Below are 26,661 nucleotides of genomic sequence, written 5' to 3'. Positions count from 1 at the left end.
CCTGTTAAAGTGCTTCTTCTACGGCTTCACGCATCTTTTTGACGTGCAGACCGTAAATTACCTGAACGTTATTTCCCTGACAGATGACACCTTTTGCGCCAGTCGATTTAAGCTTATTTTCGTCAATGAGCGTGGTGTCATGTACCGTTATACGCAGTCGGGTATAGCAATTGTCGATAGTGACAATATTCGCTGTACCACCTAACCCGCAGATGATTTGTTGTCCCGGTTTGCCATCATCAGCAACTTGATACTGTTTCTTGCTATAGATGCGTGTTTCCTGATCGTCACTTTCTCGTCCGGGGGTTTTCAGGTCGTAATGTAAAATGAGGAAACGGAATGCGAAGAAATAAATCACCGACATAATAAGCCCTACGGCGATATACATCGGCCAGTTAGATTTTTCGGTGCCGAGCGGTAAGTTGTACAGTATGAAGTCGATTATGCCATTAGCGCCGATAGCATGTACGTCGAGTAGATAGAACAGCATAAAACCTAAGCCAGTTAACACGGCATGAACGCCAAATAGTAGCGGAGCAACAAACAGGAAAGAAAATTCAAGTGGTTCGGTCACGCCTAATAAAAAAGTGGTCGTAGCGGCAGGGATGAGAACAGCTTTTGCTGCGCTTTTCTTTTCTGGACGGGCAGTGACATACATTGCCAGTGCAGCGGCAGTCAGGCCAAACATCTTGCTGATTCCTCGCGCATCCCATACCACACTGTTACTGAGTTGATGTACGGTCGGGCAGGCCATTTCAGCAAAATAGATATTACGCGCTCCTTGATGAACAGTACCGCATACCTCTGCAATGCCCCCTAATTCGGTATATAAAAAGGGCGTATAAACCAGATGATGTAAGCCTAAGGGGATCAGAATACGCTCCAGAAAGCCATATATGGCGACTCCAAATGGCCCGGATTCATGAATACCGTGAGCAAGGGCGCTGATGCCCCGTTGTGCATAGGGCCAAATATCACTCATTAAGTAGCCCGATATAACGGCCAGAGGGATCATCAGAATGGCGACAAAACAGTGCCCGGAATAAATTGCCATCACACCATTAAACTGTTTTGACGAATAACGGTTATAGCAATAACCAGCCAACGCACCGATCAGTATCCCGGCAAAAGCACCCATTTCTAACACTTGCACACCTAGCACTGTACCTTGGCCAACATTGCGCATTTGCGTTTCTGGCGCCAATTTTCCCTGTAATGCTAAAGTGACGTGCATAGCGTTGATAAAAATGACGAAAGTAACCAGGCCGATCAGTGCGGCATAACCTTTATTGCGTTTTGCCAACCCAATAGGGATTCCGACAGCAAATATCAACGCCAGATTGCTCAATATTGAAACAGCAGATTGGGAGATCAGTTTCCCGGATTGCTGAATTAACCAATGGTTTAAAAATGGAAAATATTCTGCAAGGTTGCCGTTTCCCAATACATTGCCAAAAGCAATAAATAGCCCAACGATAGGGAGAATTAACACCGGGCCGTACAAAGATTTGCCAAGGTTTTGCAATGCATTAATGATCCTTTTCATTAAACTTCTGTTCCTTGCTATAGATATTATTTGATTACATAAAACTAAAGAGACAGATTAAGAATAACAGCTCAGGAAGGTAAAATGACACTTATCTAATTGTTTTAAATAACAAATGACTGAAAAAGTAACATGTAACTTTTAAACGTGTGAGTACATTCGCAAATCAATTTTTGTTACAAAGGATTGGCAGAAGAGGACAATTATGAGTCATAATGCTTGGGGTTTCGGTAGTAAAAGAGTAATTACGGTGGTGACATGGCTAAAATCTGGTGATGATTTGAAAAATTGAATGTTGTATCTAGCTGATATACCAGATCATTCTGCATAGAGGATCGTCTACTAGTGTTACCAGTCTGTTAAATGTGTTGCCTGCCGGGTTTTCTCTGGCAAAGATAGAGAGATTATACCCTATGGATTTCAAGATGCTTCGCGACGGCAAAGGAGCGAATCCCCGGGAGCATAGATAACTATGTGACCGGGGTGAGCGAGTGCAGCCAACAAAGAGGCAACTTGAAAGATGACGGGTATAAATGTTTATCGGAAGCCGACAAACATTGCTGCATTAACATCCTTCCTTAAGTGATTTGAATCAGAAATCAATCTGACTGACATGTCCTTTTGTTAAAATGGTTATTGGGCCTATCGCAGCGATTTTTGTTGGTAATTCAAGCCAAAAGCCTTATTTGGTGGGAGTCGGTTAATTGAATCACTATTTTTCTTTTGATCTAGTGATGGTAAGAATAGGGGGATTACCGGAGAGCAGACATTGAATATCTATCCGTTACGCAGCTTGAGCATAAATCAAGTACAGAAACAGCAGTTTCATACAGTCATCTGCCGTCATTCTGGCGCAGGTTTAATTACTATGGGGGATTTAGGGTTGGTTCCGGGTCTTAATCAGTTACAGATAATGCAGTGTATTACATGCGTTGAAATAAAAAATATTTGGGATAGACCATAATGGGTCAACGAAGACATCTAACGCAATACGAAGTGGAAAGAATGCTGGAAATGGCGAAGAAGAGCCCTAATGGGGAGCGCGACTATTGTCTGGTATACATGAGTTTTGTTCATGGCTTACGTGTTAGTGAAGCCAGGTATCTACGGTTATCTGATCTGGATTTGGAAGATGGAAGTTTGTACATCCGACGTTTAAAAGGCGGATTTTCTACTATTCATCCTCTTTTAGGCTATGAAATCCAGGCGATCAGGGAGTGGTTTAAAGTCCGTAAAACCTTTCGGGGGGCAGAAAGTGATTGGTTATTTCTGTCACGTACTGGGAGACCACTAACTCGCCAGCGCATTTATCAAATTATTAGCCAATTAGGACGATTGGCTAATATTTCCGTAGATTCGCATCCGCACATGTTGCGCCATGCCTGCGGTTTTGCGCTTGCAGATAGGGGGATAGATACTCGGTTGATACAAGACTATCTTGGACACAGTAATATTCGCCATACTGTGCGGTATACCGCCAGTAATGCGGAGCGTTTCCACGGTGTTTGGGGTGTGAAAAGGAATCGGCATCGAGAATTACACTTTGATTATGTCCCAAAGGAAAATGCTTGTTCAATTGAATAAGCGATTCTGATGTATGCGCCTGTTAAGGCGCATACATAAAAACCATCTTAAATAGCGTGACTTTTAATATTCTCATGCTGAAAATTCCTTAACCATTGTCCCATTGTCCCATTGTCCCATTGTCCCATTGTCCCATTGTCCCATTGCTGTAGTACTGTAGGGCTAGCTTCCCTTTTTACAATCCAACGAATCTAATTTGCTCATCAGGCTAGTCTCCTTTTTTCAAAAGGTTTTTTTGAAACCATTTCTTGAACTTAATTGCTTGATATGGCTTTGTTTTTGCCCAAAATGGAATAATAATCTGCTAGTATATAAATTATTGCATTGTTATATTGGTATTATTTAAATAGTATGTGAATAATCTTATTGATTTTGGTTTAATAACTTATTTCTTTGATTGCCAGTGCTGACGTAAGCCTATATCAATTTAGGAGGATTGGTGAATGGCAAGCGAGTTATTGGTTTACCAGATCTCTTGGGCTGGGAGATAGGCAAAAAACGATGGTAGGAAAAATGTGAGTAATCTCAAAAAATTGCGATTTTATTTCACATAAGTATTGAATGAAAATTAGTCATGTTTCACACTCGTTGAAACGTTTCAGTTTTTTTATCCCTTTTTCTTTTTTATTGGACTTAATGCTTTTTTCTCTACGTAAACTGAAACGATTCTATTTTTGGCAATAGGGAGAAAATTATGTTCCAGTTGGCTCTGCAAAATATCCATACTGGTGCAATTGCGACCAGTAAAGAGGATGCCATTCGCCAAGTGGCGGCCATGCTAGCCGCGAATGGCAACGTCAGTGATGCCTATGTTGACGGCATGTTGCAACGTGAAAAGCAAATTTCCACCTACCTTGGCAACGGTATCGCCATTCCGCATGGCACGCTAGATACCCGCGATCTGGTAATGAAAACCGATGTACAGGTATTTCACTTTTCACAGGGTGTTGAATGGGATCAAGGAGCGATGTGTTATGTGGTTATTGGTATCGCAGCACGTTCCGATGAGCATTTGGCATTACTGCGTCAGTTAACACACTTACTGAGCGATGATCGTGTTGCTAGTCAGCTAAGAACAATTGAATCAGCACAGGCACTGCATAGCTTGCTAATGGGCGAAGTTCAGCAGCCTGAGTTTAAATTCGATACCAGCCTGATTACGCTAGATGTTAACGCCCGCGATCTGATGACACTACAGGCATTAAATGCCGGCCGGTTACAGCAAGTGGGGGCTGTGGATACGACCTTTGTCAGCAAAGTGATTAACAGTAAACCGTTGGATCTTGGGCAGGGCATTTGGCTAAGCGATAGTCCCGACGGTAATTTAACCAGCGCTGTGGCAGTGAGCCGATTGTTCACGCGGGACAACGAACCGGTGGTGATGTTGTTGACCGTTGCGGTTGCTGACGACCAGCCGCTAAATGTGTTGCATCACCTAAGTAACTTGTTATTAGCGCAAAAAACGGAGTATTTGCTGAAAGCTGATGCGCCGACAGTGCTGGCATTACTGACCAGTGGCGTACAGGCGCAGAGCACGATATCCAACGGGGAATTTGTTCTGTGCAACGAACATGGCTTACATACTCGTCCTGGCGCTGTGTTGGTTAATGTTATCCGGCAATTTTCCAGCGAAATTACTATCATCAATCTTGATGGCGCCGGTCAACCGGTAAACGGCCGTAGTCTGATGAAAATCATGGCATTGGGCGCCAAAAAAGGGCACCGGCTTCATGTTACTGCTAATGGCGATGATGCGCAGCAGGCGATAGCTGCCATTGGTGAAGCGATTGTTTCCGGTTTGGGGGAAGGGCCGTGTAAGTAAAAACCCCCAATTGACAGTGATAATGGCGCGCGTCTATCTACAACCCTTTTAGCTAACATCAGGAGAAGCATGATGAAAACACTGCTTATCATTGATCCTTCACTCGGGCTTGCCGGAAGTTACCTGGTGAAAACAGTTCTCAGTGCCGCTGCGGTGAAAAACGGACTGATACTAACAGAAGATCCAGCGGAAGCCGATTTGGTGGTCATGACCGGCAGTCGCATCCTCACCGATAACGCACTGAACGGTAAGCTTGTTTATCACGGCGACACGGAATTGGCGTTACATGCGCCGGAAAATTTCTTTCAGCGGGCGAAAACTGATGCACAACCGTACCAGGTATCAGCAACTGATATTAGTTGTGATACAAAACGCATTGTTGCGGTTACTGCTTGTCCTACTGGTGTGGCACATACCTTTATGGCCGCTGAAGCTATCGAAATCGAAGCTAAAAAACGCGGCTGGTGGGTAAAGGTGGAAACTCGCGGTTCGGTCGGTGCGGGCAACATTATTACGCCGGAAGAGGTGGAAAAAGCGGATCTGGTGCTGATCGTGGCAGATATTGACGTAGATCTGGCGAAATTTGCAGGAAAACCTATGTACCGTACCTCCACCGGGCTGGCGTTGAAGAAAACAGCGCAGGAGTTTGATAAAGCGCTGGTCGAAGCTAAACCTTTCCAGCCGGCAGGGCAGAATAGTACTAAAACTGGACAAGGAGAAGAGAGTAGCGGCATCTATCGTCACCTATTGACCGGCGTCTCTTATATGTTGCCGATGGTAGTGGCGGGTGGCTTGTGTATCGCGCTGTCATTTGCTTTTGGCATCACTGCATTTAAAGAGCCAGGTACATTGGCAGCCGCGCTGATGCAAATCGGGGGTGGTTCAGCTTTTGCTCTGATGGTCCCTGTGCTGGCAGGTTACATTGCTTTCTCGATCGCTGATCGTCCAGGTCTGACGCCCGGTTTGATTGGCGGCATGTTGGCAACTAGCACGAATGCGGGATTTATTGGCGGTATTATTGCGGGTTTTCTCGCTGGTTACATTGCGAAATTGCTTAATACCAAAGTGAAATTGCCGCAGAGTATGGCAGCGTTGAAACCGATCTTGATCATTCCGCTATTTGCCAGCCTGATCACTGGCCTGATTATGATCTACGTTATTGGTAAACCCGCCGCCGGTATCATGTCGGGACTAACGTACTGGCTTTCTAATATGGGGACAACCAACGCGCTCCTGCTAGGGGCTATTTTGGGTGGGATGATGTGTGCTGATATGGGGGGAGCGATAAACAAAGCCGCCTATGCGTTTGGCGTCGGTTTGCTTAGCTCACAGACCTATGCGCCAATGGCTGCCATTATGGCTGCGGGGATGGTTCCACCATTGGCAATGGGGGTAGCGACGCTGATTGCCCGGCAGAAGTTCGATAACGTTCAGCGGGAAAGTGGTAAAGCTGCATTGGTGCTAGGGCTGTGTTTTATTTCCGAAGGCGCGATTCCTTTTGCTGTCCGCGATCCGATGCGAGTGCTCCCATGTTGTATCGTTGGCGGTGCGGTGACAGGAGCGATCTCTATGGCAGTGAGTGCGCAGTTGATGGCGCCGCACGGTGGCCTGTTTGTGCTGTTGATCCCAGGTGCTATCACGCCAATAGTGGGTTATTTGATGTCGATTGTTGTCGGTACCCTGTTGGCAGGATTGATCTATGCATTACTTAAGCGTCCAGAAACGACCACGACTAAAGCATAAATACAGAAATTATTAGTTATCAAACTAAACTAATTGAAATTGCAAGAAATTACCTCTTTATTCGTGACCTCGTTCGCATTCTTGCTATTTTCCGATTGTTATTTGCCTGCTTAAATTAGATATAAATACATTCAAAAAAATGAAGAATTATTATGAGTCGTGGGCTGTTGAAAAAAGAGGGGGTTGCTCAGGCGTGTCTGGCGCGTTATCTGCTAGGTGAGCACTGTGGTAATCGATTGAAGACGATTGAAGAGCTGTCGTCTGACTATGGGTTATCTGTTGGGATAGTTCAGTTTGCATTAAAAAAATTGGAGAGTTCTGGCGCGGTTTACGTGGAACGGCGGGGGCGCAATGGCAGCTATTTGGTCAGTGTGGATCACAAAGCGCTGCTATCCCATGCTGATATTAGTAACGTGGTTTGTGCAATGCCGTTGCCTTATACCCGATTGTATGAAGGATTGGCGAGCGGCTTGAAAGCGCAATTTGAGGGCATTCCGTTTTACTTCGCCCACATGAGAGGTTCAGATGCTAGGGTGGAATGCCTGCGTGATGGTATTTATGACTTGGCGGTGGTATCACATTTGGCGGCGCAAACTTATCTGGAACAAGGTGATGTCCGCGCTGTACTTGAATTGGGGCCACATACCTATGTTGGTGCGCACCAACTGATTTATCGTAAAGGAGGTGAACATAATATCTGTCGTGTTGGGCTGGATCATCGTTCTGCTGACCAGAAGATCATGACTGAAGTGTACTTTGCCGGGCAGGATATTACGTTGGTGGATATCTCTTATCATGAGAGCTTGTATAAGGTAGCGAAAGGTGACATTGATGCAGTGATCTGGAACGTTAGCAGAGAAATTGAACTGAGTTCCAGGGATCTTATTGCAGTACCGCTCCGTGGAAGCGCATGTTTTATCCAGGCCTCTGAAGCGGTGGTTTTAACCAGGACTGATGACATTCTGATTCAACAACTTTTACGTACTATGGTGAATAAAACAGAGTTGTTGGCTCATCAACAACGTGTACTGGCAGGCCAGCAGGACCCAAGTTATTAACTTGGCATGGATGGCGTTAACGAAATGGAAAATCGGCTGAATCTGCTCTGTCAGGGAAATGTCATTGATCAGGATATCTGCGATGGCATGTTACAGGTTGTGGCGCAGCTTGAAAATGATTGGGAAATTCCTGTCAGGAATGCGCTAGGAGAAATTGTAATAACACATATGGCTAACGCGTTGATGCGCTCACGCCGGGGAGAACAAATCAGTTCAATGGATATTGAGCTGCTGATGGAAATGCGTCAATCGAGTGTCTTTTCTCATTTGCAAGCGGTTAACGCTTCGCTACTGACACATTTTGACGTGCAATTACATCCCTGTGAGGAGGGATACCTGCTGGCAAATTTGTTTAGCCTTTGGGTGGCAAAGGAGCAGTGGTAAACCACCGCAGAGATGAGGGAAATTTTTTTTTTCCATCAAATATTCAAAAAAATGATGATTTAACATCTAGCTTTTAATGGTGGCATTGATCGCCGAAGAAGTACAGGAGGTACAGCATGTTTATGCATGCGCTGAACAAACAAAATCCGGCACTGATTGAGGCAGCCCAGATGTTATGGGCGCGAGGGGCTTTACTGCCTGATACTTATGTTATTGACGTTGATCAGGTTTTAGACAATGCCAGACGGTTGCTTGCGGTAGCGGAGCATCATGGTATTGCTCTCTACCTGATGACCAAACAGGTTGGGCGTAACTCTTGGTTGGCGCGTAAACTGATAGAACTGGGTTATCAGGGCGTCACCGCGGTGGATTTTAAAGAAGCCAGAGTCTTGATGAGCAGGAAGATCCCTGTGATTCATGTAGGCCATCTGGTACAGATCCCTCGCAATATGGTCTCCTCAGTGATGCAGCAACATCCGGAAGTGATCACAATATTTTCTTTAGAAAAAGCGGAGGAAATTTCCAGTCTGGCGCAGCGTGAGGGAAATGTGCAATGCATTATGCTGAAAATCTATGATGATCATGATCATTTATATCCTGGTCAGGAAGCAGGTTTTCATTTGTCGGAATTGAACGCCGTCGTTCAGCGCATTATGGCGATGCCCGGTGTAAAGCTGACAGGGTTGACACATTTTCCTTGCCTGCTGTGGCAGGACGTCCAGCAAGAGACACTGCCGGCGCCGAACTTATTTACTTTACTGAAAGCAAAAGACATTTTACGACAGGCAGGGATTGAGGTGACGCAGATAAATGCGCCGTCGGCCTCAAGCTGTAGCACACTACCGTTACTGGCAAAATACGGTGTTACCCATACCGAGCCTGGACATGCGCTAACAGGAACAATCCTTGCCAATTATCGGGGGGAACAACCAGAACGTATTGCTATGCTCTATCTGACGGAAATATCCCACCGATTTAACGGTAACAGCTACTGTTATGGCGGCGGTTATTATCGACGTGGACGGGCGCATAGTGCACTGATATTCCTGCCAAACGGCCAGATCGCCTCCACTCACCTGTTACCGATGGATGACACCAGTATTGATTACCATTTCCCCCTGAGCGGTGAATTTCCGGTCGGCAGTGCTGTTATGTTGTGCTTTCGTACTCAGATATTTGCTACACGCAGTGATGTGGCGTTGGTTAGCGGTATCCAGTCAGGACATCCGGTATTGGAAGGGCTTTATGACAGCCAGGGGAACCCTATTTCGATTAATGGAGAAAACGACCCGTGAATAGATGCATTTCTATTCTCTTCACCTCTATCCTCTTTATCTTCGGACCGTCTTACTTATGACTCAGCAAAACAGAATTGATGCATCTGGCTATACCTATGCGCACGAGCACCTACATCTCGACTTATCATCATTTAAAAACAACATTGACTGCCGGCTGGATCAGTACGACCTGATTTGTGAAGAGATGAAAACATTGGTCAGCTTGGGTGTACACAATATTGTGGAGATGACCAATCGCTATATGGGACGTAACCCACAGTTTATACTGGATCTGATGCGGGACTCCGGCATTAATGTAATAGTTTCGACTGGCTATTACCAATCTGCTTTTTTTCCTGAGCATGTAGCACATACCACAGCTCGACAATTGGCGGATGAAATGATCGCTGAGATTGAACAGGGTATCGACGGTACAACGCTGAAAGCCGGAGTGATTGGGGAAATTGGTTCCAGCAAGGGGGTAATTACGCCTGATGAAGAGAAAGTATTTCATGCTGCGGCTATAGCTCATTTGGAAACTGGGCGCCCTGTTTCGACACATACGACATTAAGCACGATGGGCCTTGAACAACTGGCGTTATTGAAAAAGCACGGTGTAGATGCTGAGCGCGTAGTTATTGGTCACTGTGATCTTAAAGATAATCTGGACAACATTTTGCGCATCATTGAACAGGGGGCCTACATCCAGTTCGACACGATTGGCAAAAACGATTATTACCCGGATGAAAAGCGGATCGCCATGTTACAGACCTTGGCCCAGCGTGGCTTACTTAACCGTGTCATGTTATCGATGGATATTACCCGTCGTTCTCACTTGAAAGCTAATGGCGGCAATGGTTTTGCCTATTTGATCACCACCTTTGTGCCGATGCTAAATCAGGCTGGATTAACGCAAACCGATATTGATTTGATGTTACGTGATAACCCAACGTTATTTTTCAAATAAAGGAAAAGCATTATGAGATTTGTTATTGGAGGACAAATTGAGAAAGAAAAAATTGCTGAAACTTTACGCCGTCTGGCCGGGGATAAAGCCTTATCCATTACCGTGATGGGCGACATAGATGCCGCTATGGCGCTTAAGAGTGGTAATGCGGATTACTATTTGGGTGCTTGTAATACGGGTGGAGGCGCCTTAGCAATGGCAATTGCTATTGTTGGCATTGATAAATGCGTCACCGTCAGTATGCCAGGCAAAATCCTGCCTGATGAAGAAATTATTGCACATGTTAATGCGGGGAAAACCGTATTTGGTTTTACTGGTCAGGATATGGACGCAGTTATTCCGGTGATTATCAAGGCTATTTTTTCTTCATGAGGACAGGAAAATGGAATATGAATTTTTCACCCGTTTAATGGAGATTGATCCATTTAAAGCTGGTTTGTTGGCGGTGATCGGCGGGATATCCGCCATGATGGCTAACCGTGGTATTGCGGTATTTCATGATGGGCTACGTCCTTTAATGCCGGAACATCTGGAAGGGCGTATGAATCGTAAGACCCTGGCTGCCACCAGTTTTGCTCTGAGTTTTGGTCTGGTTATCGGCTTTGGGATTCCGTTTTCGCTGACCGCCCCGATTATTTTGGTGCATAGCTTATTATTGGGAACCGATGTCATTGGTACCTGGTGCGCAAACAGCAAAAAAGGTTTCATACTTTCCGCTATCTTGGGGGCGCTGTATGCCATTGCCTTGATGACCGGTTTACGATCTGTTGTCGATATCTTTGCCCATTTGCCGGTTAATTTCATGGGTAACCTGAGTAAAGTTGGCGATCCTATCGTGGCCTGCTTTGCATTATTTCCTGCGATTGTTGTGGCTTATCAATACGGATATGGCAAAGGAATATGGGTGCTGATTGCGACATTGGTGGGGTATATCGCGACAAAAGCGGTAGGATCATTGAGTTTTGGCGGCGCCCTGAGCAAACCGGTGCAGTTGGACCCTAACGGGATAGCCCTACTGATTTCGATGATAGTAATGTTCTATTTTGCTATGAAACAGCGTGCGCCCAAAGCTGGCGAGGAATCTGCTTCGGCCAAGGGGGCGAATGAGATGTTAGTTGGATTATTTTCCACGCGGATACAGCGTATTCAAAATAACATTTGGTTGCTGGTATTCAGCGGAGGATTGACTGCTGTAGCGGCTTCGATGTCGCTTAGTCTGCTGGCGGAAGGGCCTGTATCACTACAACTGATGGCGCAGGGGGAAGGGGCTAACGCCATGTTGGTGGCGCTTGCCAGAGCGATCAGCTTTGTGCCGTTAGTCGGTATGACAGCTATTGCTACAGGGGTTTATAGCCCGGTCGGCATGAAATTTGTGTTTGTCGCGGGATTAGTGACAAATAATCTGTGGATTGCCTTCATTGCTGGCAGTGTGATTATGTTTGTGGAAATCAAACTACTGGCAAGAATTGCTATCTGGTTGGATAAATATCCCGGAGTTAAAGCTTGTGGTGAGCATATTCGTACCGTTATTACCCGCATGTTGGAAGTTGCCTTATTGGTGGGAGGAATGATAGCTTCCAACGCTATTCTGCCGGGCATGGGATTTATGGTGGTAGCGGGTATTTATCTACTCAACCGTACTGCTAAACGTCCTTTGGTTGAAATGGCGATTGGGCCGATTGCAACGATTGTGGTTGGTGTACTGGCTAACGTCATCTATCTGGTAGGAATCAGTTAATTGAATATACCCGTCATCTTTCAAGTTGCCTCTTTGTTGGCTGCACTCACTCACCCCGGTCGCATAGTTCGCTATGCTCCCGGGAATTCGTTCCTTTGCCGTCGCGATGCATCTTGAAATCCATAGGGTATAAGTATCCCCTTTATTTTGTGATGATAAAAATAGAGGGGAAAGGGCGGAAGAACACATAATACAGGAGAACAGATAGTGAGGGAGAGCAGATATTGAACACCTATCCATTACCTAGTCTGAGTATGGAACAGGCGCAGCACAAACAGTTTCGTTTAGTTGATATTATCTGTCGCCATTTTCCCGGTGCGGATTTTCTCACCACGGGAGATTTAGGGCTGGTGCCGGGATTGAATCGGCCGCAAGTGACACAACGCATTGAACAGGTTATTGCGGATTTCTTTTCCGCCGAGGCTGCCGTGTTAGTGCAAGGGGCAGGAACTGGCGCAATACGTTGTGGGCTAGCGGCATTACTTAACGCGGGCGATAGCCTGTTAGTTCATGATGCGCCGTTATATCCCTCGACAGCGGTTACTGCCGAGCAGATGGGTTTACATCTGGTACGGGCTGATTTTAATCAACCCGAGCAAATACGGGCGGCGATTTTGCAACATTCGCCGGTAGCGGGGTTAGTACAACACACGCGACAGAAAATTGATGATGCTTATGAATTGGCAGAGGTTATATCACTGCTGAATGCTAAATCACTACCAGTTCTGGTTGACGATAGCTATGCCGCCATGAAAGTGGAATATATCGGTTGTGAATGGGGGGCTGCATTATCGGCCTTCTCCAGTTTTAAATTGTTTGGCCCACAAGGTGTCGGTGTTGTGGTAGGCCAACAAGCGGCAATAGAGCGCATCCGGCGTAGTATGTATTCCGGTGGCAGTCAGGTACAGGGATTTCAGGCATTAGAAGTATTGCGTGGATTGGTCTTTGCTCCGGTGATGCATGCTGTGCAGGCTCAGGTAAGTGAAACATTAGTGGCTCGGCTGAATCAGGGCGTTATTCCGCAGGTAAAACAGGCGCTTATCGCCAATGCACAGTCGAAAGTATTGCTGGTGGAGTTTTATGATGAGATTGCCGAACAAGTACTTTGTATTGCTCATAAGCTTGGTGCGCTGCCTTATCCGGTAGGCGCCGAATCGAAATTTGACATCCCGCCACTGTTTTATCGGTTGTCCGGTACATTCCGTCAATCTGATCCCACGTTAGAGAAACGGATGATAAGGATAAATCCCAATCGAAGTGGTACGGAGACAGTGATAAGGCTCTTGAGTCAAAGCTGTGCGCAGGCCGTCGCCTCGCGGTAATAAAAGGCTAAAAAACAGACAGAAGATTATTCTGGATGCAGTAACATCCGCCGTAATCGGCGGTATATATCGTCTGTCATCCAAAATATGTGCAATATTTTCTGAATATGGGGAAATCGATATCAAGGCTTATCAATCCTGAATGAATATAAAATTCGGCGATGTCATTAATGGTATTCCTTATTGTTAATAAAATTAATAAATGATGTGAGTAACAGTTAATGGAAAAATTAATTTATTTATAATATAAAATGGCCTATGGATAGAAAATACCTTGGTGGCATATAGAGGTCATAGCCATGTTCTTTGCAAAGTGATCGTAACTCTGTCACTGAGTTGACAGATAATTTTTCGTAAATACTTTCAAAATGTTTTTCCACAGTATGGCATGTAACATTCATTTCAATGGCGGTATCATTATTATTCATACCACAGCAAAATAGAAAAATAACCATCCACTCTTTCTCGTTTAGCAAATCATTAGGTGGTCTGGGACAGGCAGATATTGGGGTGTTACTTTTAATATAATGGAACACTGTGAAGTGCTCTATTTCTCTGGCATGGGAAATAATGCCGATACATTGATTATCTTCCCCGAACAATGGATATTTCTCGCAAAAATAGGATTTAGGTCGTCGACCATTACCCTGAGGATAAGTGCCAACAGAACATACTCGTTGCATACATTCTAACACTCTACGATCATGTTCTTTAAAATGGTGAGCGAAACCATTAACGGGTGTAGGTAATTCATCATCGGTATACCCAATAACATTAAAGTTTTCAGGTAACTTATTAGCTTTAATAAAATGAGTATTTGCGTAAATAAAGCGAGATTCCTTATCCTTTACGAACCACGGTTCAGGGCTTTTGTCCCATATAAGTGTAAATTGAGGTGTAATCAAAGGGACTTTTTTTAATCCTGATTTATTCATAAATATCCTTTAAGATAATTATTGCTTTTTTAAACTATTGAATGGAAATTTTCCGTTGAAAAAAGCCTATTTCCATAGGGCCGTATATTTTATCAATAAATAACTAACAAAGGTAGTGTGTAGAAACTGGGAAATAATACGTAATCTAAGACAATAAAAACCTTTCTGGGATGTAATGATTAAAGTTATTGGCGTGACAATATTCTGCCAATTGTTGGTCAGAGTGAATCCCGATTTTACGATATATCCTTGCCATATGTTCTTCAACCTCACGATGGGTGATATTCAATATTTCCCCGATCTGTTTTCTGGGTTGTTTCTGTAAGAAGAAAAAGATAATATCCCACTCCCGTTGAGTAAAAAGATCAGACGGTGGTTGGAGTAGAATGGATGACGGTAATTTATCATAATATTGATATAGGTAGGTCAATGAATACTCCTTGGCTTGCCACATATGGTACATAATTCCCATACAATTACCATTGTCATGATAAAGAGGTAATTTTTCACAAAAGTAGGATGACAGAGTTTGCTTTTGTCCAAATACATGGGTTTCAAGTGAACAGACTCTTTCACCTTTAGCCATGACGTTTTTATCGTGGATCATAAACTCCTCGGCGAACTCAGCGCCATCCCAAGGTAGTTCATGATCATAAAGTCCTTCATAATCAAATGACGCTTTAAAGTTATGAATAAACCTCTTTGTCGCTGGATTACCATAGATAAAGCTTGAAGAACTATCCTTTATGCTCCACGGTTCATTGCTTATCTCCATTGTATTAATAATTTGAGGTGATATTGCATAGTTCTTCTTCATATTATTAACAACTCCTCTGTAATCTAAGGGTTATGAGAAAATTTTGCTGCCAGATTTCACAAATCTCTCTGGGACATAAAGATCATAATCGTTCGTGCGACAATATTCTTCCAATTGGTAACTAGAATGAACGCCAATCCGTTTATATATACGAGAGACATGGGTTTCAACCGTCCGGTAGGAAATATTTAACATTCTACCCATTTGCTTGCTAGTATACTTGTGTAATAGGAGAAAAATAACATCCCATTCCCGTTGAGTAAAGAGATCGGTCGGTGGCTGGAACATAATAGATGCTGGCAGCTTTCCACGAAATAGCCGGGTGAATGAGAAATCCTGAGCTTGGTAACCGTGAAATATAGTTCCTATACAGCTACCATCTTCATGATAAAGAGGGTATTTTTCACAAAAGTAGGATGACAGAATCTGCTCTTTCCCAAATAAATGTGTTTCAAGTGAACATATTCTTTTTTCTTTTTCCATCACTTTTCTATCATGGTCTACGCGTTCTTTGGCAAATTCAGCCCCAGCCCAAGGTAATTCATGATCATAAAGTCCCTCAAATTCAAATGAATTTGAAAAATTCTTAATAGATTTTAATGCCAGGTTACCATAAATAAAACATGAGTTTTTATCCTTTATCCCCCAAGGTTCATTACTTTGCTCCATTGTATTAATAACTTGAGATGATATTGCATCGCTCTTATTCATGTTAGCAACAACTCCTTTGTAATCTAAGGGTTATGGGAAAATTTTGCTGCCAGATTGCACAAACCTTTCTGGGACATAGAGATCATAATCATTTGTGCGACAATATTCTTCCAATTGATAACCGGAGTGAACGCCAATCCGTTTATATATGCGTGAAATATGATTTTCAACCGTACGATAGGAAATATTTAACATTCTACCGATTTGCTGACTGGTATATTTGTGTAATAGGAGAAAAATAACATCCCATTCCCGTTGAGTAAAGAGATCGATCGGTGGCTGGAACATAATAGAGGCTGGCAGTTTTCCACGAAATAGCCGGGTGAATGAGAAATCCTGAGCTTGGTAACCGTGAAATATAGTTCCTATACAGCTACCATCTTCATGATAAATAGGGTATTTTTCACAAAAGTAGGATGATAGAATTTGTTCTTTTCCAAATGTATGTGTTTCAAGTGAACATATTCGTTCTTCCATTTCCATCACCATTTTATCTTGGATCACATGTTCTTTAGCAAATTCGGCACCATTCCAAGGAATATCAAAATCATAAAGTCCCTCATAGTTAAGAGAACTTGAAACATTGTGAAGACGTTTACATGCCTGATTGACATAAATAAAACATGAGTTTTTATCCTTTATTCCCCAGGGTTCATTACTTTGCTCCATTGTATTAATAACTTGAGATGATATTGCATATTTCTTATTCATGTTAATAACAACTCCTTTTAATCTAAAGGTTAAAGAAACATTCTACTTTTCGGATGAATAAAATTTTTTGGCATATAGTGATCATAATCATTCATGCGACAATACTCTTCTAATTGGTAACTAGAGTGAACACCAATTCTTTCATATATTCGTGAAATATGAGTTTCAACCGTACGGTGAGAAATATTTAACATTCTACCGGTTTGTTTACTAGTATACTTTTGTAGCATGAAGAAAATAACATCCCATTCCCGTTGAGTAAAGAGATCGGTCGGTGGTTGGAATATAATAGATGCTGGCAGTTTTCCATGAAATAACCGGGTGAATGAAAAATCCTGAGCTTGCCAACCATGATATATAATGCCAATACAACTACCGTCTTTATGATAAAAAGGATATTTCTCGAAAAAATAAGATGATAGAATTTGTTCCTTTCCATGTACATGTGTTATGAGTGAACACGTTCTTTCTTCTTTTTCTATCACCATTTTATCGTGAGTCATGTATTCTTCAGCAAATTCGGCCCCATCCCAAGGAAGTTCATAATCATAAAGCCCCTCATAGTCAAAAGAACATGAAATATTTTGAACGTGTTTACATGCTTGATTAGCATAAATAAAACATGCATTTCTATCCTTTATTCCCCAGGGCTCATTGCTTATCTCCATTGTATTAATGATCTGAGGAGAGATTGTATACTTTTTCTTCATATTAGTGTGAGTTCCTTCTAATCTAATGGCTAGGGGAACATTTTGCTTCCAGGTTGCACAAATCTTTTTGGTACATAGAGATCATAATCATTGGTGCGACAATATTCTTCCAATTGATAACTGGAATGAACACCCACTCTTTTATATATGCGTGAGATATGGTTTTCAACCGTCCGGTAGGAAATATTTAACATTTTACCGATTTGCTTATTGTTATATTTTTGTAAAAAAAGGAAAATAATATCCCATTCCCGTTGAGTAAAGAGATCGGTCGGTGGTTGGAACATAATAGATGCTGGCAGTTTTCCACGAAATAGCCGGGTAAATGAGAAATCCTGAGCTTGCCAGCCATGATATATAATGCCCATACAGCTTCCATCTTCATGATAAAGAGGATATTTTGCAAAAAAGTAGGATGATAGAATTTGTTCTTTTCCATGTACATGTGTCTCAAGTGAACATATTCTTTTTTCCTGTTCCACCACTTTTCTATCATGGGCCATGTATTCTTTGGCAAATTCAGCTCCATCCCAGGGTAATTCATACTCATAAAGTCCCTCGTAGTCAAAAGAACTTGAAATATTTTGAAGACGCTTACATGCCTGATTGACATAAATATAACGTGTGTTTTCATCCTTTATTCCCCAGGGTTCATTACTTTGCTCCATTGTGTTAATAACCTGGGGTGAGATGATATAGTTCTTTTTCATATTAGTAACAACTCCTTTTAATCTAAAGAATTAAGGAAACGTTCTGGTTTCTGGATGCACAAATCTTTTTGGTACATAGAGGTCATAATCATTGGTGCGACAATATTCTTCTAACTGAGAACTAGAGTGAACACCAATCCGTTTATATATACGCGAGATATGGGTTTCAACCGTCCGGTAGGAAATATTTAACATTCTACCGATTTGTTTACTGGTATATTTGTGTAATATGAGGAAAATAACATCCCATTCCCGTTGAGTAAATAAATCAGTTGGTGGCTGAAATATAATATTTGCGGGCAATTTTCCATGAAATAGCCGGGTAAATGAAAAATCCTGAACTTGCCAGCCATGATATATCGTTCCTATACAACTTCCGTTTTCATGATAGAGAGGATATTTTTCAAAGAAGTAAGATGATAAAATTTGCTCTTTGAAGAATTTATGTGTTACAAGCGAACATGTTCGTTCTTCTTTTTCCATCACTATTTTATCATTTGCCATGTAAGCTTCAGCAAATTCGGCGCCATCCCAGGGAAGTTCATAATCATAAAGGCCCTCATAGTTAAAGGAACGTGAAATATTTTGAACGCGATAATTAGCTTGATTAGCATAAATAAAGCATGAGTTTTTATCTTTTATTCCCCAGGGTTCATTACTTTGTTCCATTGTATTAATAACCTGGGGAGAGATGATATAGTTCTTCTTCATATTAGTAACAACTCCGTTTAATTTAAGGAATTAAGGAAACGTTCTGCTTTCTGGGCGCACAAATCTTTTTGGTACATAGAGATCATAATCATTGGTGCGACAATACTCTTCCAATTGGTAACTGGAGTGGACACCGATCCGTTTATATATACGCGAAATATGGGTTTCAACTGTCCGGTAGGAAATATTTAACATTCTACCGATTTGCTTACTGGTATATTTATGTAATATGAGGAAAATGACATCCCATTCCCGTTGAGTAAAGAGATCGGTCGGTGGCTGGAACATAATATTTGCGGGCAATTTTCCACGAAATAGCCGGGTAAATGAGAAATCCTGAGCTTGCCAGCCATGATATATCGTTCCTATACAGCTTCCGTTTTCATGATAGAGAGGGTATTTTTCAAAGAAGTAAGATGACAAAATTTGTTCTTTGAAGAACTTATGTGTTACAAGCGAACATGTTCGTTCTTCTTTTTCCATGACTATTTTATCATTTGCCATGTAAGCTTCAGAAAATTCGGCACCACCCCAAGGAAGATCATGATCATAAAGGCCCTCGTAATCAAAGGAACGTGAAATATTTTGAACACGATTACATGCTTGGTTAGCATAAATAAAGCATGAGTTTTTATCTTTAATTCCCCAGGGTTCATTACTTTGCTCCATTGTATTAATAACCTGGGGGGAGATGACATAGTTCTTTTTCATATCAGTGGAACTCCTTTTAATCTAATGGTTAAGGGAACATTCTGCTGCCAGATTGCACAAATCTTTTTGGTACATAGAGGTCATAATCGTTTGAGCGACAATACTCTTCTAATTGATAATTGGAATGTACACCAATCCGTTTATATATGCGTGAAATATGGGTTTCAACCGTCCGGTAGGAAATATTTAACATTCTACCGATTTGCTTATTAGTATATTTGTGTAACATGAGGAAAATGATATCCCATTCCCGTTGAGTAAAGAGATCAGTCGGTGGCTGAAACATAATATTTGCGGGCAATTTTCCACGAAATAGCCGGGTGAATGAGAAATCCTGAGCTTGCCAGCCATGATATATCGTTCCTATACAGCTTCCATCTTCATGATAAAAAGGGTATTTTTCAAAAAAATAGGACGATAGAATTTGTTCTTTTCCAAATGTACATGTTATAAGTGAACATACTCTTTCTTCTTTTTCTATCACCCTTTGATCATGAGCGATGTACTCTTTGGCGAATTCGGCTCCATCCCAAGGCAATTCATGATCATAAAATCCTTCATAATCAAATGACTCTTTGAAATTATGAATAAGATTTTTTGTTGCTGAATTACCGTAAATAAAACATGAGTTTTTATCTCTTATTCCCCAGGGCTCATTGCTTTGTTTCATTGTATTAATAACCTGGGAGGAGATGACATAGTTCTTTTTCATATTAGTAAAAGTTCCTTTGTAATCTAAAAGTTAAAGAAACATTCTGGTTTCTGGATGCACAAATCTTTCTGGCACATAGAGATCATAATCGTTTGAGCGACAATACTCTTCCAATTGGTGACTGGAATGCACGCCAATGCGTTTATATATGCGTGAAATATGGGTTTCAACCGTACGATAGGAAAGATTTAACATTCTACCGATTTGTTTACTGGTATATTTGTGTAACATGAGAAAAATCACATCCCATTCCCGTTGAGTGAATAAATCAGTTGGTGGCTGGAACATAATATTTGCGGGCAATTTTCCATGAAATAGCCGGGTGAATGAGAAATCCTGAGCTTGCCAGCCATGATATATTGTTCCCATACAGCTTCCGTCTTCGTGATAAAGAGGATGTTTTTCAAAAAAATAAGAAGAAAGAATTTGTTCTTTTCCAAATGTATGTGTTATAAGCAAACATACTCTTTCTTCTTTTTCCATCACTTTTTGATCATGATCGATGTATTCTTTGGCAAATTCGGCTCCATCCCAGGGAAGCTCATGATCATAAAGTCCTTCAAAGTCGAAAGAACATGAAATATTGAGAAGACGTTTACATGCCTGATTGACATGAATGTGGCATGAGTTTTTATCCTTTATTGCCCAGGGAGCATTACTTTGTTCCATTGTATTAATAATTTGAGGTGAAATAATTAATTTATTGTCCATGTTATCACTCCTATTTTTCTGGCCTTAAAATTACCAGTAAGTTCTTTTGTAGCTAAATTGCCGTAAATAAAATTTGAAGAACTATCGTTTACTCCCCACGGTTCATTGCTCACTTCTATTGTATTAATAATTTGAGGTGATATTGCATAGTTCTTCTTCATATTAGTAAAAGTTCCTTTGTAATCTAAGAGCTAAAGAAACATTCTGCTTTCTGGATGTACAAACCTTTCTGGTACATAGAGATCATAATCATTTGTGCGACAATACTCTTCCAATTGATGACTAGAATGAACGCCAATGCGTTTATATATGCGTGAAATATGGGTTTCAACCGTACGATAGGAAATATTTAGCATTCTACCGATTTGCTTGCTGGTATACTTGTGTAATATCAGGAAAATAACATCCCATTCCCGTTGGGTAAATGAATCAGTTGGTGGTTGAAATAATATAGATGCTGGCAGTTTTCCACGAAATAACCGGGTGAATGAGAAATCCTGAGCTTCCCATCCGTGGAAAATGGTACCGACACATTTGTTATCATCATTATATATCGGATATTTTTCACAAAAATAAGATGACAAGAATTTATGATCATAGTACATGTGTGTTTCAAGCGAACATACTCTTGTTTCGCTCTTAATCACACTTTGATCATGAATAACGTATTCTTTTGCAAACTCAGCGCCATCCCAAGGGAGTTCATGATCATACCTCCCTTCGTAATCAAATGAGCTGTGAAAATTTTGAAAAAATTTACATGCTTTATTACCAAAAACCCAACATGAATTATTATCCTTTATTCCCCAAGGTTCATTACTTTTCTGCATGGTATTAATAACCTGAGGTGAAATAATTAGCTTATTGTCCATGTTATCACTCCTATTTTTCTGGTCTTAAAATTAATTTATTGATCTTATAATCAATTTAACTCTAAACTACCAATAGTGACGAATCTTGCTGGAATATAAAGGTCAAGTTTATTTTCTCTACAGAAATCTTTTAATTCTGCATGTAGTGGTAAATTGAATTTTTGGTAAATTGATTGAATATGATTAACCACATCTTCGGTACTTATCATTAACTCTTCACCGATTTTCTCTTCATCTAATGAGTGTAGAGTTAGAAAGAGAACTTCCCATTCAGTTTGCGTCAATTTGTCATTAGGCGCGATAAATTCCAACGTTGCCGGAGGGGTTTTTTCATAATAGTAAGCAGTAGAAAAATTTTGGGTTTTGCACATATGGAAAGTGATCCCAATACAATTGCCATCTTCATCACAAAGTGGATATTTATTACAAAGATAGATTTGTTTAATCTTATGTTTTTCAAATGGATGCGTTTCTAGTGAAGTAACGCGTTGCATTGTTTGAATAACTTTTTGATCCTGACGGTGGAATTCTTTTTCATATTCTGCAATAGGCGAGGGTAATTCACCTGTTGAAAGCCCGGTAATATCGAAATCTTCCGGTAAATTGAGGAGTTGATAAAAGGCGGAATTAGCGTAAATAAATCTTGATTGAAGATCTTTAGCTCCCCAGGGTTCATCACTGTTTTCCCACATATGAATTAATTGTGGGGTGATATTATTAGGTCTGTTTTTTATATGTTGCATTGGTGACTCCTGAATAATTATTTCAGTTGCTATCTGACAAGTTTGTTAACTAATTATACTTAAAATTCCTTAGTCATATAATAGAATATAATAACTTGCTCGTCAAAATACATATATTTATTAATTAAACCTTTTATTGTTATATAATGGTATTTTTAACTTGAATGAATATAACGTAAAATACTATTTTTGTATAAAACATTTTAGTTTGCTTACTAAACAATAAAATTAATGAATTAGACTTTTAAGTCATAAGTAATTAAGTGATGTAGGTCAAAAACTTTCCGCCATTAGCCGAAGTATGAGGGAGCAGTTGTTATAACGATGATCGGTAATAGAATGAAAAAGAAGGTGTTATCTTTGGGATAGAATAACGGCGAAAAAATGGCATTTAATCGGAATAATATTCGATCAATTAAAGAATGCTTTTTAAACGGCATATACGGGCCATCGTAATTCGGTAAAATATATTTTGGAATTGTCAGAATAATCAACTATATGAAGTTTTCAGTCTAAAAACTGCGTTTGAATTTGTCTGCTGCTGACAATAGCTATTCTTAAATAAAATTAAGGTTAGGTAAATTCTATAAAATTAAATTTTTGAAGAATAATTAAATAAAAAACTTACTTAAAATGGTATAGCTCAAGATATAAAGTTGTATTTCAAATTCCACTTAGATGTTTATCGCAATTGTGTTCTTACCCCATTTCCCGTGTTTTTATCAGTGATTTTCTGTTTTGGCAGTGCCGGTGAAGTAACGTCAAAGGTTATATCCTGATCATTTCTATCCTTAATATGCCGTTGGTGTATACCCGTCATCTTTCAAGTTGTCTCTTTGTTGGCTGCACTCGCGACCGAAACCGGTAAAGCCATAAATGAGTGCTAAAAAAAGAGCGGTATGGCATTGGATAGCTTAGGGTAGTAGCTTAAGCGTACTGACACCTAATGTAGTCGCCATGTAAATACCGACGGAAGTCTAGGGCATCAAAGTTCAATAACGGTACAGCCTTCTTCTATTGTCCGTGACAGATTCATACCACCGCGATTGAGTAAACGAGGGACATCGCTAACAATACTGGTGATGTTGAGTCCTTGTTCAGAGAACACTGAGAGATTGAAACTGTCTATCAACGTATTAAAGCCCTGTTTAAGCGCGAATCCTTGAAGATCTATGCCAATCGCAATAGCTAATACGCAAGCAGCCAACATGATTGGTATCACCGGACGTTTTGTTATTGCTCCCCACAAAACCAATATCGGTGGCAAAATCAGCAATAAATTGAAGTGATGCAGGCTTTCAAGAGATTGTATGATTTCGGTGACTCTTGCAGGTGTTGCCACGCTGCCTGTCAAGCTTGTATGACCAACAATAAGATAAACAATGGCGGCTAAATAAAGCTTGGGATAGTGATATAAATCAAATGTTGAACATGACTGTAATGATCAATATCGGCAACGATGGCGGCGAAGTTAGTCGAGTCAGATAACGGTGAAATTTTATCGCCGAAATTATTGGCTTTAATAGATTCAGCATTTATATAAATAAAGCAGAATGCTTTTTTTACAAACCATCGTTATGAACATCTATCCTATGTATTTGTTAACGGAATAGTAATAAGGAAGATTTTTTCAGCCCTGATGGGTTGATATATAACCTTTAAAAATTATTGAATATAACTATACCCGTTATCTTTCAAGTTGCCTCTTTGTTGGTTGCACTCGTTCACCCCGGTCACATAGTTCGCTATGCTCCCGGGGATTCTCTCCCTTGCCGTCGCGATGCATCTTGAAATCCATAGGGTATATAATATTTTCAAGTAAAAATATTCCAACAGGGCTGGTTATTTCTCCATTAATAATGGAGGAGAACAGTATGTAAAAGCCGGGAATAAATACGTAATCTAAGACAATAAAAACCTCTCCGGTATATAGTGATTGAAATTATAAGTTCGGCAATACTCTTCCAGTTGTTGGCTAGAATTAATACCTATCTTATGGTATATCTGAGTCATATAAGATTCAACCGTGCGATAGGCTAGATTTAGTATCCGTCCAATCTGCTTTCTGGTATTTTTCTGTAAAAAGAGAAAAATGATATCCCATTCACGTTGAGTAAAAAGATCGGTTGGTGGTTGGAGCATAATTGAGGGAGGAAGTTTGTCGTGGTATTGATATAAATAGGTTAATGAGTGATTTTGTGCTTTCCAACCATGATATATGATTCCGATGCAATCTTCATCTTTATGGTAAAAAGGTAATTTTTCGAAAAAGTAAGACGACAGGATTTGCTCTCTACCAAATACATGGGTTTCGATTGAACATATTCTTTGCTGTTTTTCCATTACTTTTTTGTCATGATTAATAAATTCTTCCGCAAATTTGGCGCTATCCCAAGGAAGTTCATTTTCATAAAATCCCTCAAATTCAAATGCATTTGAAAAGTTCTGAAGAGATTTTAATGCCATATTGCCGTAGATAAAGCATGAGTTTTTATCTTTGATTCCCCAAGGATCATTGCTTGCGGCCAGTGTATTAATAATTTGAGATGATATAGTTATGTGATTACTCATATTATTATTCCTTTTTACTCAATTTGTGTTTAAGTTGTGATATGTTTGAATCATATTGTCAGTTTAATACTTTATTGCTAGCAATAACAGACTTTTTCATAAAATAATTATTATGGTTATTTTTATTACGAGAGTCGTTTAATTGTATATGTCATTGTGGATTTTATTTGAAGTGAACTTTCTTAATATAATTAACGACATTTTTTATAATATATGAGGATGATTTATTAGTTAAAAATATCATAATATACCCTATGGATTTCAAGATGCATCGCGACGTCAAGGGAGTGAATCCCCGGGAGCATAGAGAACTATGTGACCTGGGTGAGTGAGCGCAGCCAACAAAGAGGCAACTTGAAAGATGACGGGTATATCGTGATTTTCAGAAAAACTACGATATTGGTAGAGAGAAATGGCTAATTCATTTCTGTTAATAAGATTCGTTTTTATTTAAGAGTTGAGATTTAAATATGAGTAAATGTAACAGGGTATTATTATTTCCCTAAAATTTAAATTTTTCATTTAGCTAATGTTTTTATATATAGAAATGCTGCCAGTATAATTTGAGATAATATCATTATCCATTGATGGTGGAATTGCATCATACCGACAGCGATAGACTATGTAATCATGTTCTTTATGACTAAAAATAGTTATTAAGATAGTAAAAATTTTTCGGGTACATAGCGTTTAAAATTATTGATGAGACAATATTCTTCCAATTGTTGACTGGAGCCGACACCTATCTTGTGATATATATTAATCATATGGGATTCAACTGTACGATAAGCAATATTTAATATTTTTCCAATCTGTTTCCTGGTGTATTTTTGTAAAAAGAAGAAAATAATATCCCATTCACGCTGGGTAAAAGTATCTGTTGGTGGTTGGAATATAATAGATGTGGGCAGAACATTATAATATTGATATAGGTTAATTAATGAAAAATCTTTGGCTTTCCATCCATGAAAAAAGATGCCTATGCACTCATTTGTATCATTATATAGTGGTAATTTCTCTTGAAAGTAAGAAAATAAGGTTTTTTCTTTTCCATATGTATATGTTTCGAGTGAACAAACTCTTTTCTCTTTTGTCATGACAATTTTATCATGATCAATAAATTCTTTTGCAAATTCCGCGCCACTCCAAGGAAGTTCGTCATCAGAAAGCCCTTCATAATCAAATGACGTTGGAATGTTTTGAATAGATTTTAGGGCTGGGTTACCATAAATAAAGTGTGAATTTCTATCTTTGATTCCCCACGGTTCATTGCTTGCTTCCATTGTGTTTATTATTTGTGGTGAAATATATGTTTCATTGATTTTTTTCATGATTAAGACCTGTTTTAAGCTTATTAGATATAATTTATGTATTCAAATGGCTCTATTTTTATTCTTCATATAACTTAAGATTAAAGTGATACTGTTTAGTTTACTTTTTATATTTTGCATAGTAAATCCTTGCTGATTACTTAAGAGGTTATTTAAATGTTTTAAGTAATAATTTCACTTAAAATAACTTGGTTACATAGCATAGAGTGACAATTTTTTCTCAGGAAAAAATACACTATTAATTAAATCATTTAATAAGTAAAC

General features: G+C 40.2%; 26 protein-coding genes and 1 pseudogene. 10 read left to right on the top strand and 17 right to left on the bottom strand.

Going from position 1 to position 26,661, the window contains the following annotated elements:
• Positions 1–4: 4 nt before the first annotated feature.
• Entirely contained in the window at positions 5–1,546 is a 1,542-nt protein-coding gene (locus OO184_RS13545) for a PTS transporter subunit EIIC (protein WP_265379640.1), read from the bottom strand.
• 963 nt (positions 1,547–2,509) lie between these two features.
• On the opposite strand from OO184_RS13545, the gene OO184_RS13540 reads away from it, so the two are divergent.
• From OO184_RS13540 to OO184_RS13495, 10 genes are all read left to right on the top strand, one after another.
• Positions 2,510–3,130, top strand: coding sequence for a tyrosine-type DNA invertase (locus tag OO184_RS13540; RefSeq protein ID WP_132344959.1), 621 nt, complete (start codon positions 2,510–2,512; stop codon positions 3,128–3,130).
• 694 nt (positions 3,131–3,824) lie between these two features.
• Positions 3,825–4,952, top strand: a complete 1,128-nt coding sequence (gene fruB, locus OO184_RS13535) for a fused PTS fructose transporter subunit IIA/HPr protein (protein WP_265379639.1) — start codon at positions 3,825–3,827, stop codon at positions 4,950–4,952.
• A gap of 72 nt (positions 4,953–5,024) precedes the next feature.
• Positions 5,025–6,695 (top strand): PTS fructose transporter subunit IIBC, encoded by a 1,671-nt coding sequence (gene fruA, locus OO184_RS13530; protein ID WP_265379668.1) that lies wholly within the window; start codon positions 5,025–5,027, stop codon positions 6,693–6,695.
• Between the two features lie 152 nt (positions 6,696–6,847).
• Positions 6,848–7,753 (top strand): GntR family transcriptional regulator YhfZ, encoded by a 906-nt coding sequence (gene yhfZ / locus OO184_RS13525; RefSeq protein ID WP_265379638.1) that lies wholly within the window; start codon positions 6,848–6,850, stop codon positions 7,751–7,753.
• Positions 7,754–7,777: 24 nt separating this feature from the next.
• Positions 7,778–8,137 carry a hypothetical protein gene (locus OO184_RS13520; protein WP_049581901.1) on the top strand — a complete coding sequence of 120 codons (360 nt, stop codon included), beginning with the start codon at positions 7,778–7,780 and terminating at the stop codon, positions 8,135–8,137.
• Between the two features lie 116 nt (positions 8,138–8,253).
• Complete coding sequence (locus OO184_RS13515) at positions 8,254–9,432, top strand: YhfX family PLP-dependent enzyme (RefSeq protein ID WP_265379637.1); 1,179 nt, start codon at positions 8,254–8,256, stop codon at positions 9,430–9,432.
• Between the two features lie 58 nt (positions 9,433–9,490).
• Positions 9,491–10,381 (top strand): phosphotriesterase-related protein, encoded by an 891-nt coding sequence (locus OO184_RS13510; RefSeq protein ID WP_265379636.1) that lies wholly within the window; start codon positions 9,491–9,493, stop codon positions 10,379–10,381.
• 12 nt (positions 10,382–10,393) lie between these two features.
• Complete coding sequence (locus OO184_RS13505; RefSeq protein WP_265379635.1) at positions 10,394–10,753, top strand: DUF2620 domain-containing protein; 360 nt, start codon at positions 10,394–10,396, stop codon at positions 10,751–10,753.
• 10 nt (positions 10,754–10,763) lie between these two features.
• Positions 10,764–12,119 (top strand): YhfT family protein, encoded by a 1,356-nt coding sequence (locus OO184_RS13500; RefSeq protein WP_265379634.1) that lies wholly within the window; start codon positions 10,764–10,766, stop codon positions 12,117–12,119.
• Between the two features lie 224 nt (positions 12,120–12,343).
• Complete coding sequence (locus OO184_RS13495) at positions 12,344–13,441, top strand: aminotransferase class V-fold PLP-dependent enzyme (protein ID WP_265379633.1); 1,098 nt, start codon at positions 12,344–12,346, stop codon at positions 13,439–13,441.
• A gap of 239 nt (positions 13,442–13,680) precedes the next feature.
• Here the strand turns inward: OO184_RS13495 and OO184_RS13490 are convergent, their stop codons facing one another.
• From OO184_RS13490 to OO184_RS13415, 16 genes and pseudogenes are all read right to left on the bottom strand, one after another.
• Positions 13,681–14,376, bottom strand: a complete 696-nt coding sequence (locus OO184_RS13490) for a helix-turn-helix transcriptional regulator (RefSeq protein WP_265379632.1) — start codon at positions 14,374–14,376, stop codon at positions 13,681–13,683.
• Positions 14,377–14,521: 145 nt separating this feature from the next.
• Positions 14,522–15,193 (bottom strand): helix-turn-helix transcriptional regulator, encoded by a 672-nt coding sequence (locus OO184_RS13485; protein ID WP_265379631.1) that lies wholly within the window; start codon positions 15,191–15,193, stop codon positions 14,522–14,524.
• 30 nt (positions 15,194–15,223) lie between these two features.
• Positions 15,224–15,904, bottom strand: a complete 681-nt coding sequence (locus OO184_RS13480) for a helix-turn-helix transcriptional regulator (protein ID WP_265379630.1) — start codon at positions 15,902–15,904, stop codon at positions 15,224–15,226.
• Between the two features lie 30 nt (positions 15,905–15,934).
• Positions 15,935–16,615 (bottom strand): helix-turn-helix transcriptional regulator, encoded by a 681-nt coding sequence (locus tag OO184_RS13475; RefSeq protein WP_265379629.1) that lies wholly within the window; start codon positions 16,613–16,615, stop codon positions 15,935–15,937.
• 29 nt (positions 16,616–16,644) lie between these two features.
• Complete coding sequence (locus OO184_RS13470) at positions 16,645–17,325, bottom strand: helix-turn-helix transcriptional regulator (protein ID WP_265379628.1); 681 nt, start codon at positions 17,323–17,325, stop codon at positions 16,645–16,647.
• Between the two features lie 29 nt (positions 17,326–17,354).
• Positions 17,355–18,035 carry a helix-turn-helix transcriptional regulator gene (locus tag OO184_RS13465; RefSeq protein WP_265379627.1) on the bottom strand — a complete coding sequence of 227 codons (681 nt, stop codon included), beginning with the start codon at positions 18,033–18,035 and terminating at the stop codon, positions 17,355–17,357.
• Positions 18,036–18,065: 30 nt separating this feature from the next.
• Positions 18,066–18,746: a helix-turn-helix transcriptional regulator gene (locus OO184_RS13460; protein WP_265379626.1), complete on the bottom strand. Its 681-nt coding sequence runs from the start codon at positions 18,744–18,746 to the stop codon at positions 18,066–18,068.
• Positions 18,747–18,776: 30 nt separating this feature from the next.
• On the bottom strand, positions 18,777–19,457 hold the full coding sequence (locus tag OO184_RS13455) for a helix-turn-helix transcriptional regulator (RefSeq protein ID WP_265379625.1): 681 nt from the start codon (positions 19,455–19,457) through the stop codon (positions 18,777–18,779).
• A gap of 28 nt (positions 19,458–19,485) precedes the next feature.
• Positions 19,486–20,169, bottom strand: coding sequence for a helix-turn-helix transcriptional regulator (locus OO184_RS13450; protein WP_265379624.1), 684 nt, complete (start codon positions 20,167–20,169; stop codon positions 19,486–19,488).
• A gap of 30 nt (positions 20,170–20,199) precedes the next feature.
• Positions 20,200–20,880, bottom strand: a complete 681-nt coding sequence (locus OO184_RS13445) for a helix-turn-helix transcriptional regulator (RefSeq protein WP_265379623.1) — start codon at positions 20,878–20,880, stop codon at positions 20,200–20,202.
• Positions 20,865–21,041: a hypothetical protein gene (locus tag OO184_RS13440; RefSeq protein ID WP_376712563.1), complete on the bottom strand. Its 177-nt coding sequence runs from the start codon at positions 21,039–21,041 to the stop codon at positions 20,865–20,867. The genes OO184_RS13445 and OO184_RS13440 overlap by 16 nt, the downstream gene beginning before the upstream one ends.
• 30 nt (positions 21,042–21,071) lie before the next feature.
• On the bottom strand, positions 21,072–21,752 hold the full coding sequence (locus OO184_RS13435) for a helix-turn-helix transcriptional regulator (RefSeq protein ID WP_265379622.1): 681 nt from the start codon (positions 21,750–21,752) through the stop codon (positions 21,072–21,074).
• A gap of 50 nt (positions 21,753–21,802) precedes the next feature.
• Complete coding sequence (locus tag OO184_RS13430; RefSeq protein ID WP_265379621.1) at positions 21,803–22,495, bottom strand: PAS domain-containing protein; 693 nt, start codon at positions 22,493–22,495, stop codon at positions 21,803–21,805.
• A 791-nt stretch (positions 22,496–23,286) separates the two neighbouring features.
• Positions 23,287–24,004, bottom strand: a pseudogene (locus OO184_RS13425) (Na+/H+ antiporter NhaC family protein); the annotation flags it as partial.
• Between the two features lie 393 nt (positions 24,005–24,397).
• On the bottom strand, positions 24,398–25,066 hold the full coding sequence (locus OO184_RS13420) for a helix-turn-helix transcriptional regulator (protein ID WP_265379620.1): 669 nt from the start codon (positions 25,064–25,066) through the stop codon (positions 24,398–24,400).
• Positions 25,067–25,722: 656 nt separating this feature from the next.
• A complete protein-coding gene (locus OO184_RS13415; protein WP_265379619.1) occupies positions 25,723–26,397 on the bottom strand; it encodes a LuxR C-terminal-related transcriptional regulator in 675 nt (224 codons plus the stop codon).
• Positions 26,398–26,661: the final 264 nt, after the last annotated feature.

The organism is Photorhabdus aballayi (assembly GCF_026153155.1).
GTDB lineage: Bacteria > Pseudomonadota > Gammaproteobacteria > Enterobacterales > Enterobacteriaceae > Photorhabdus > Photorhabdus luminescens.
The sequence above is the reverse complement of the archived record's forward strand: the minus strand, read 5'-3'. Positions and strand labels throughout refer to the sequence as shown.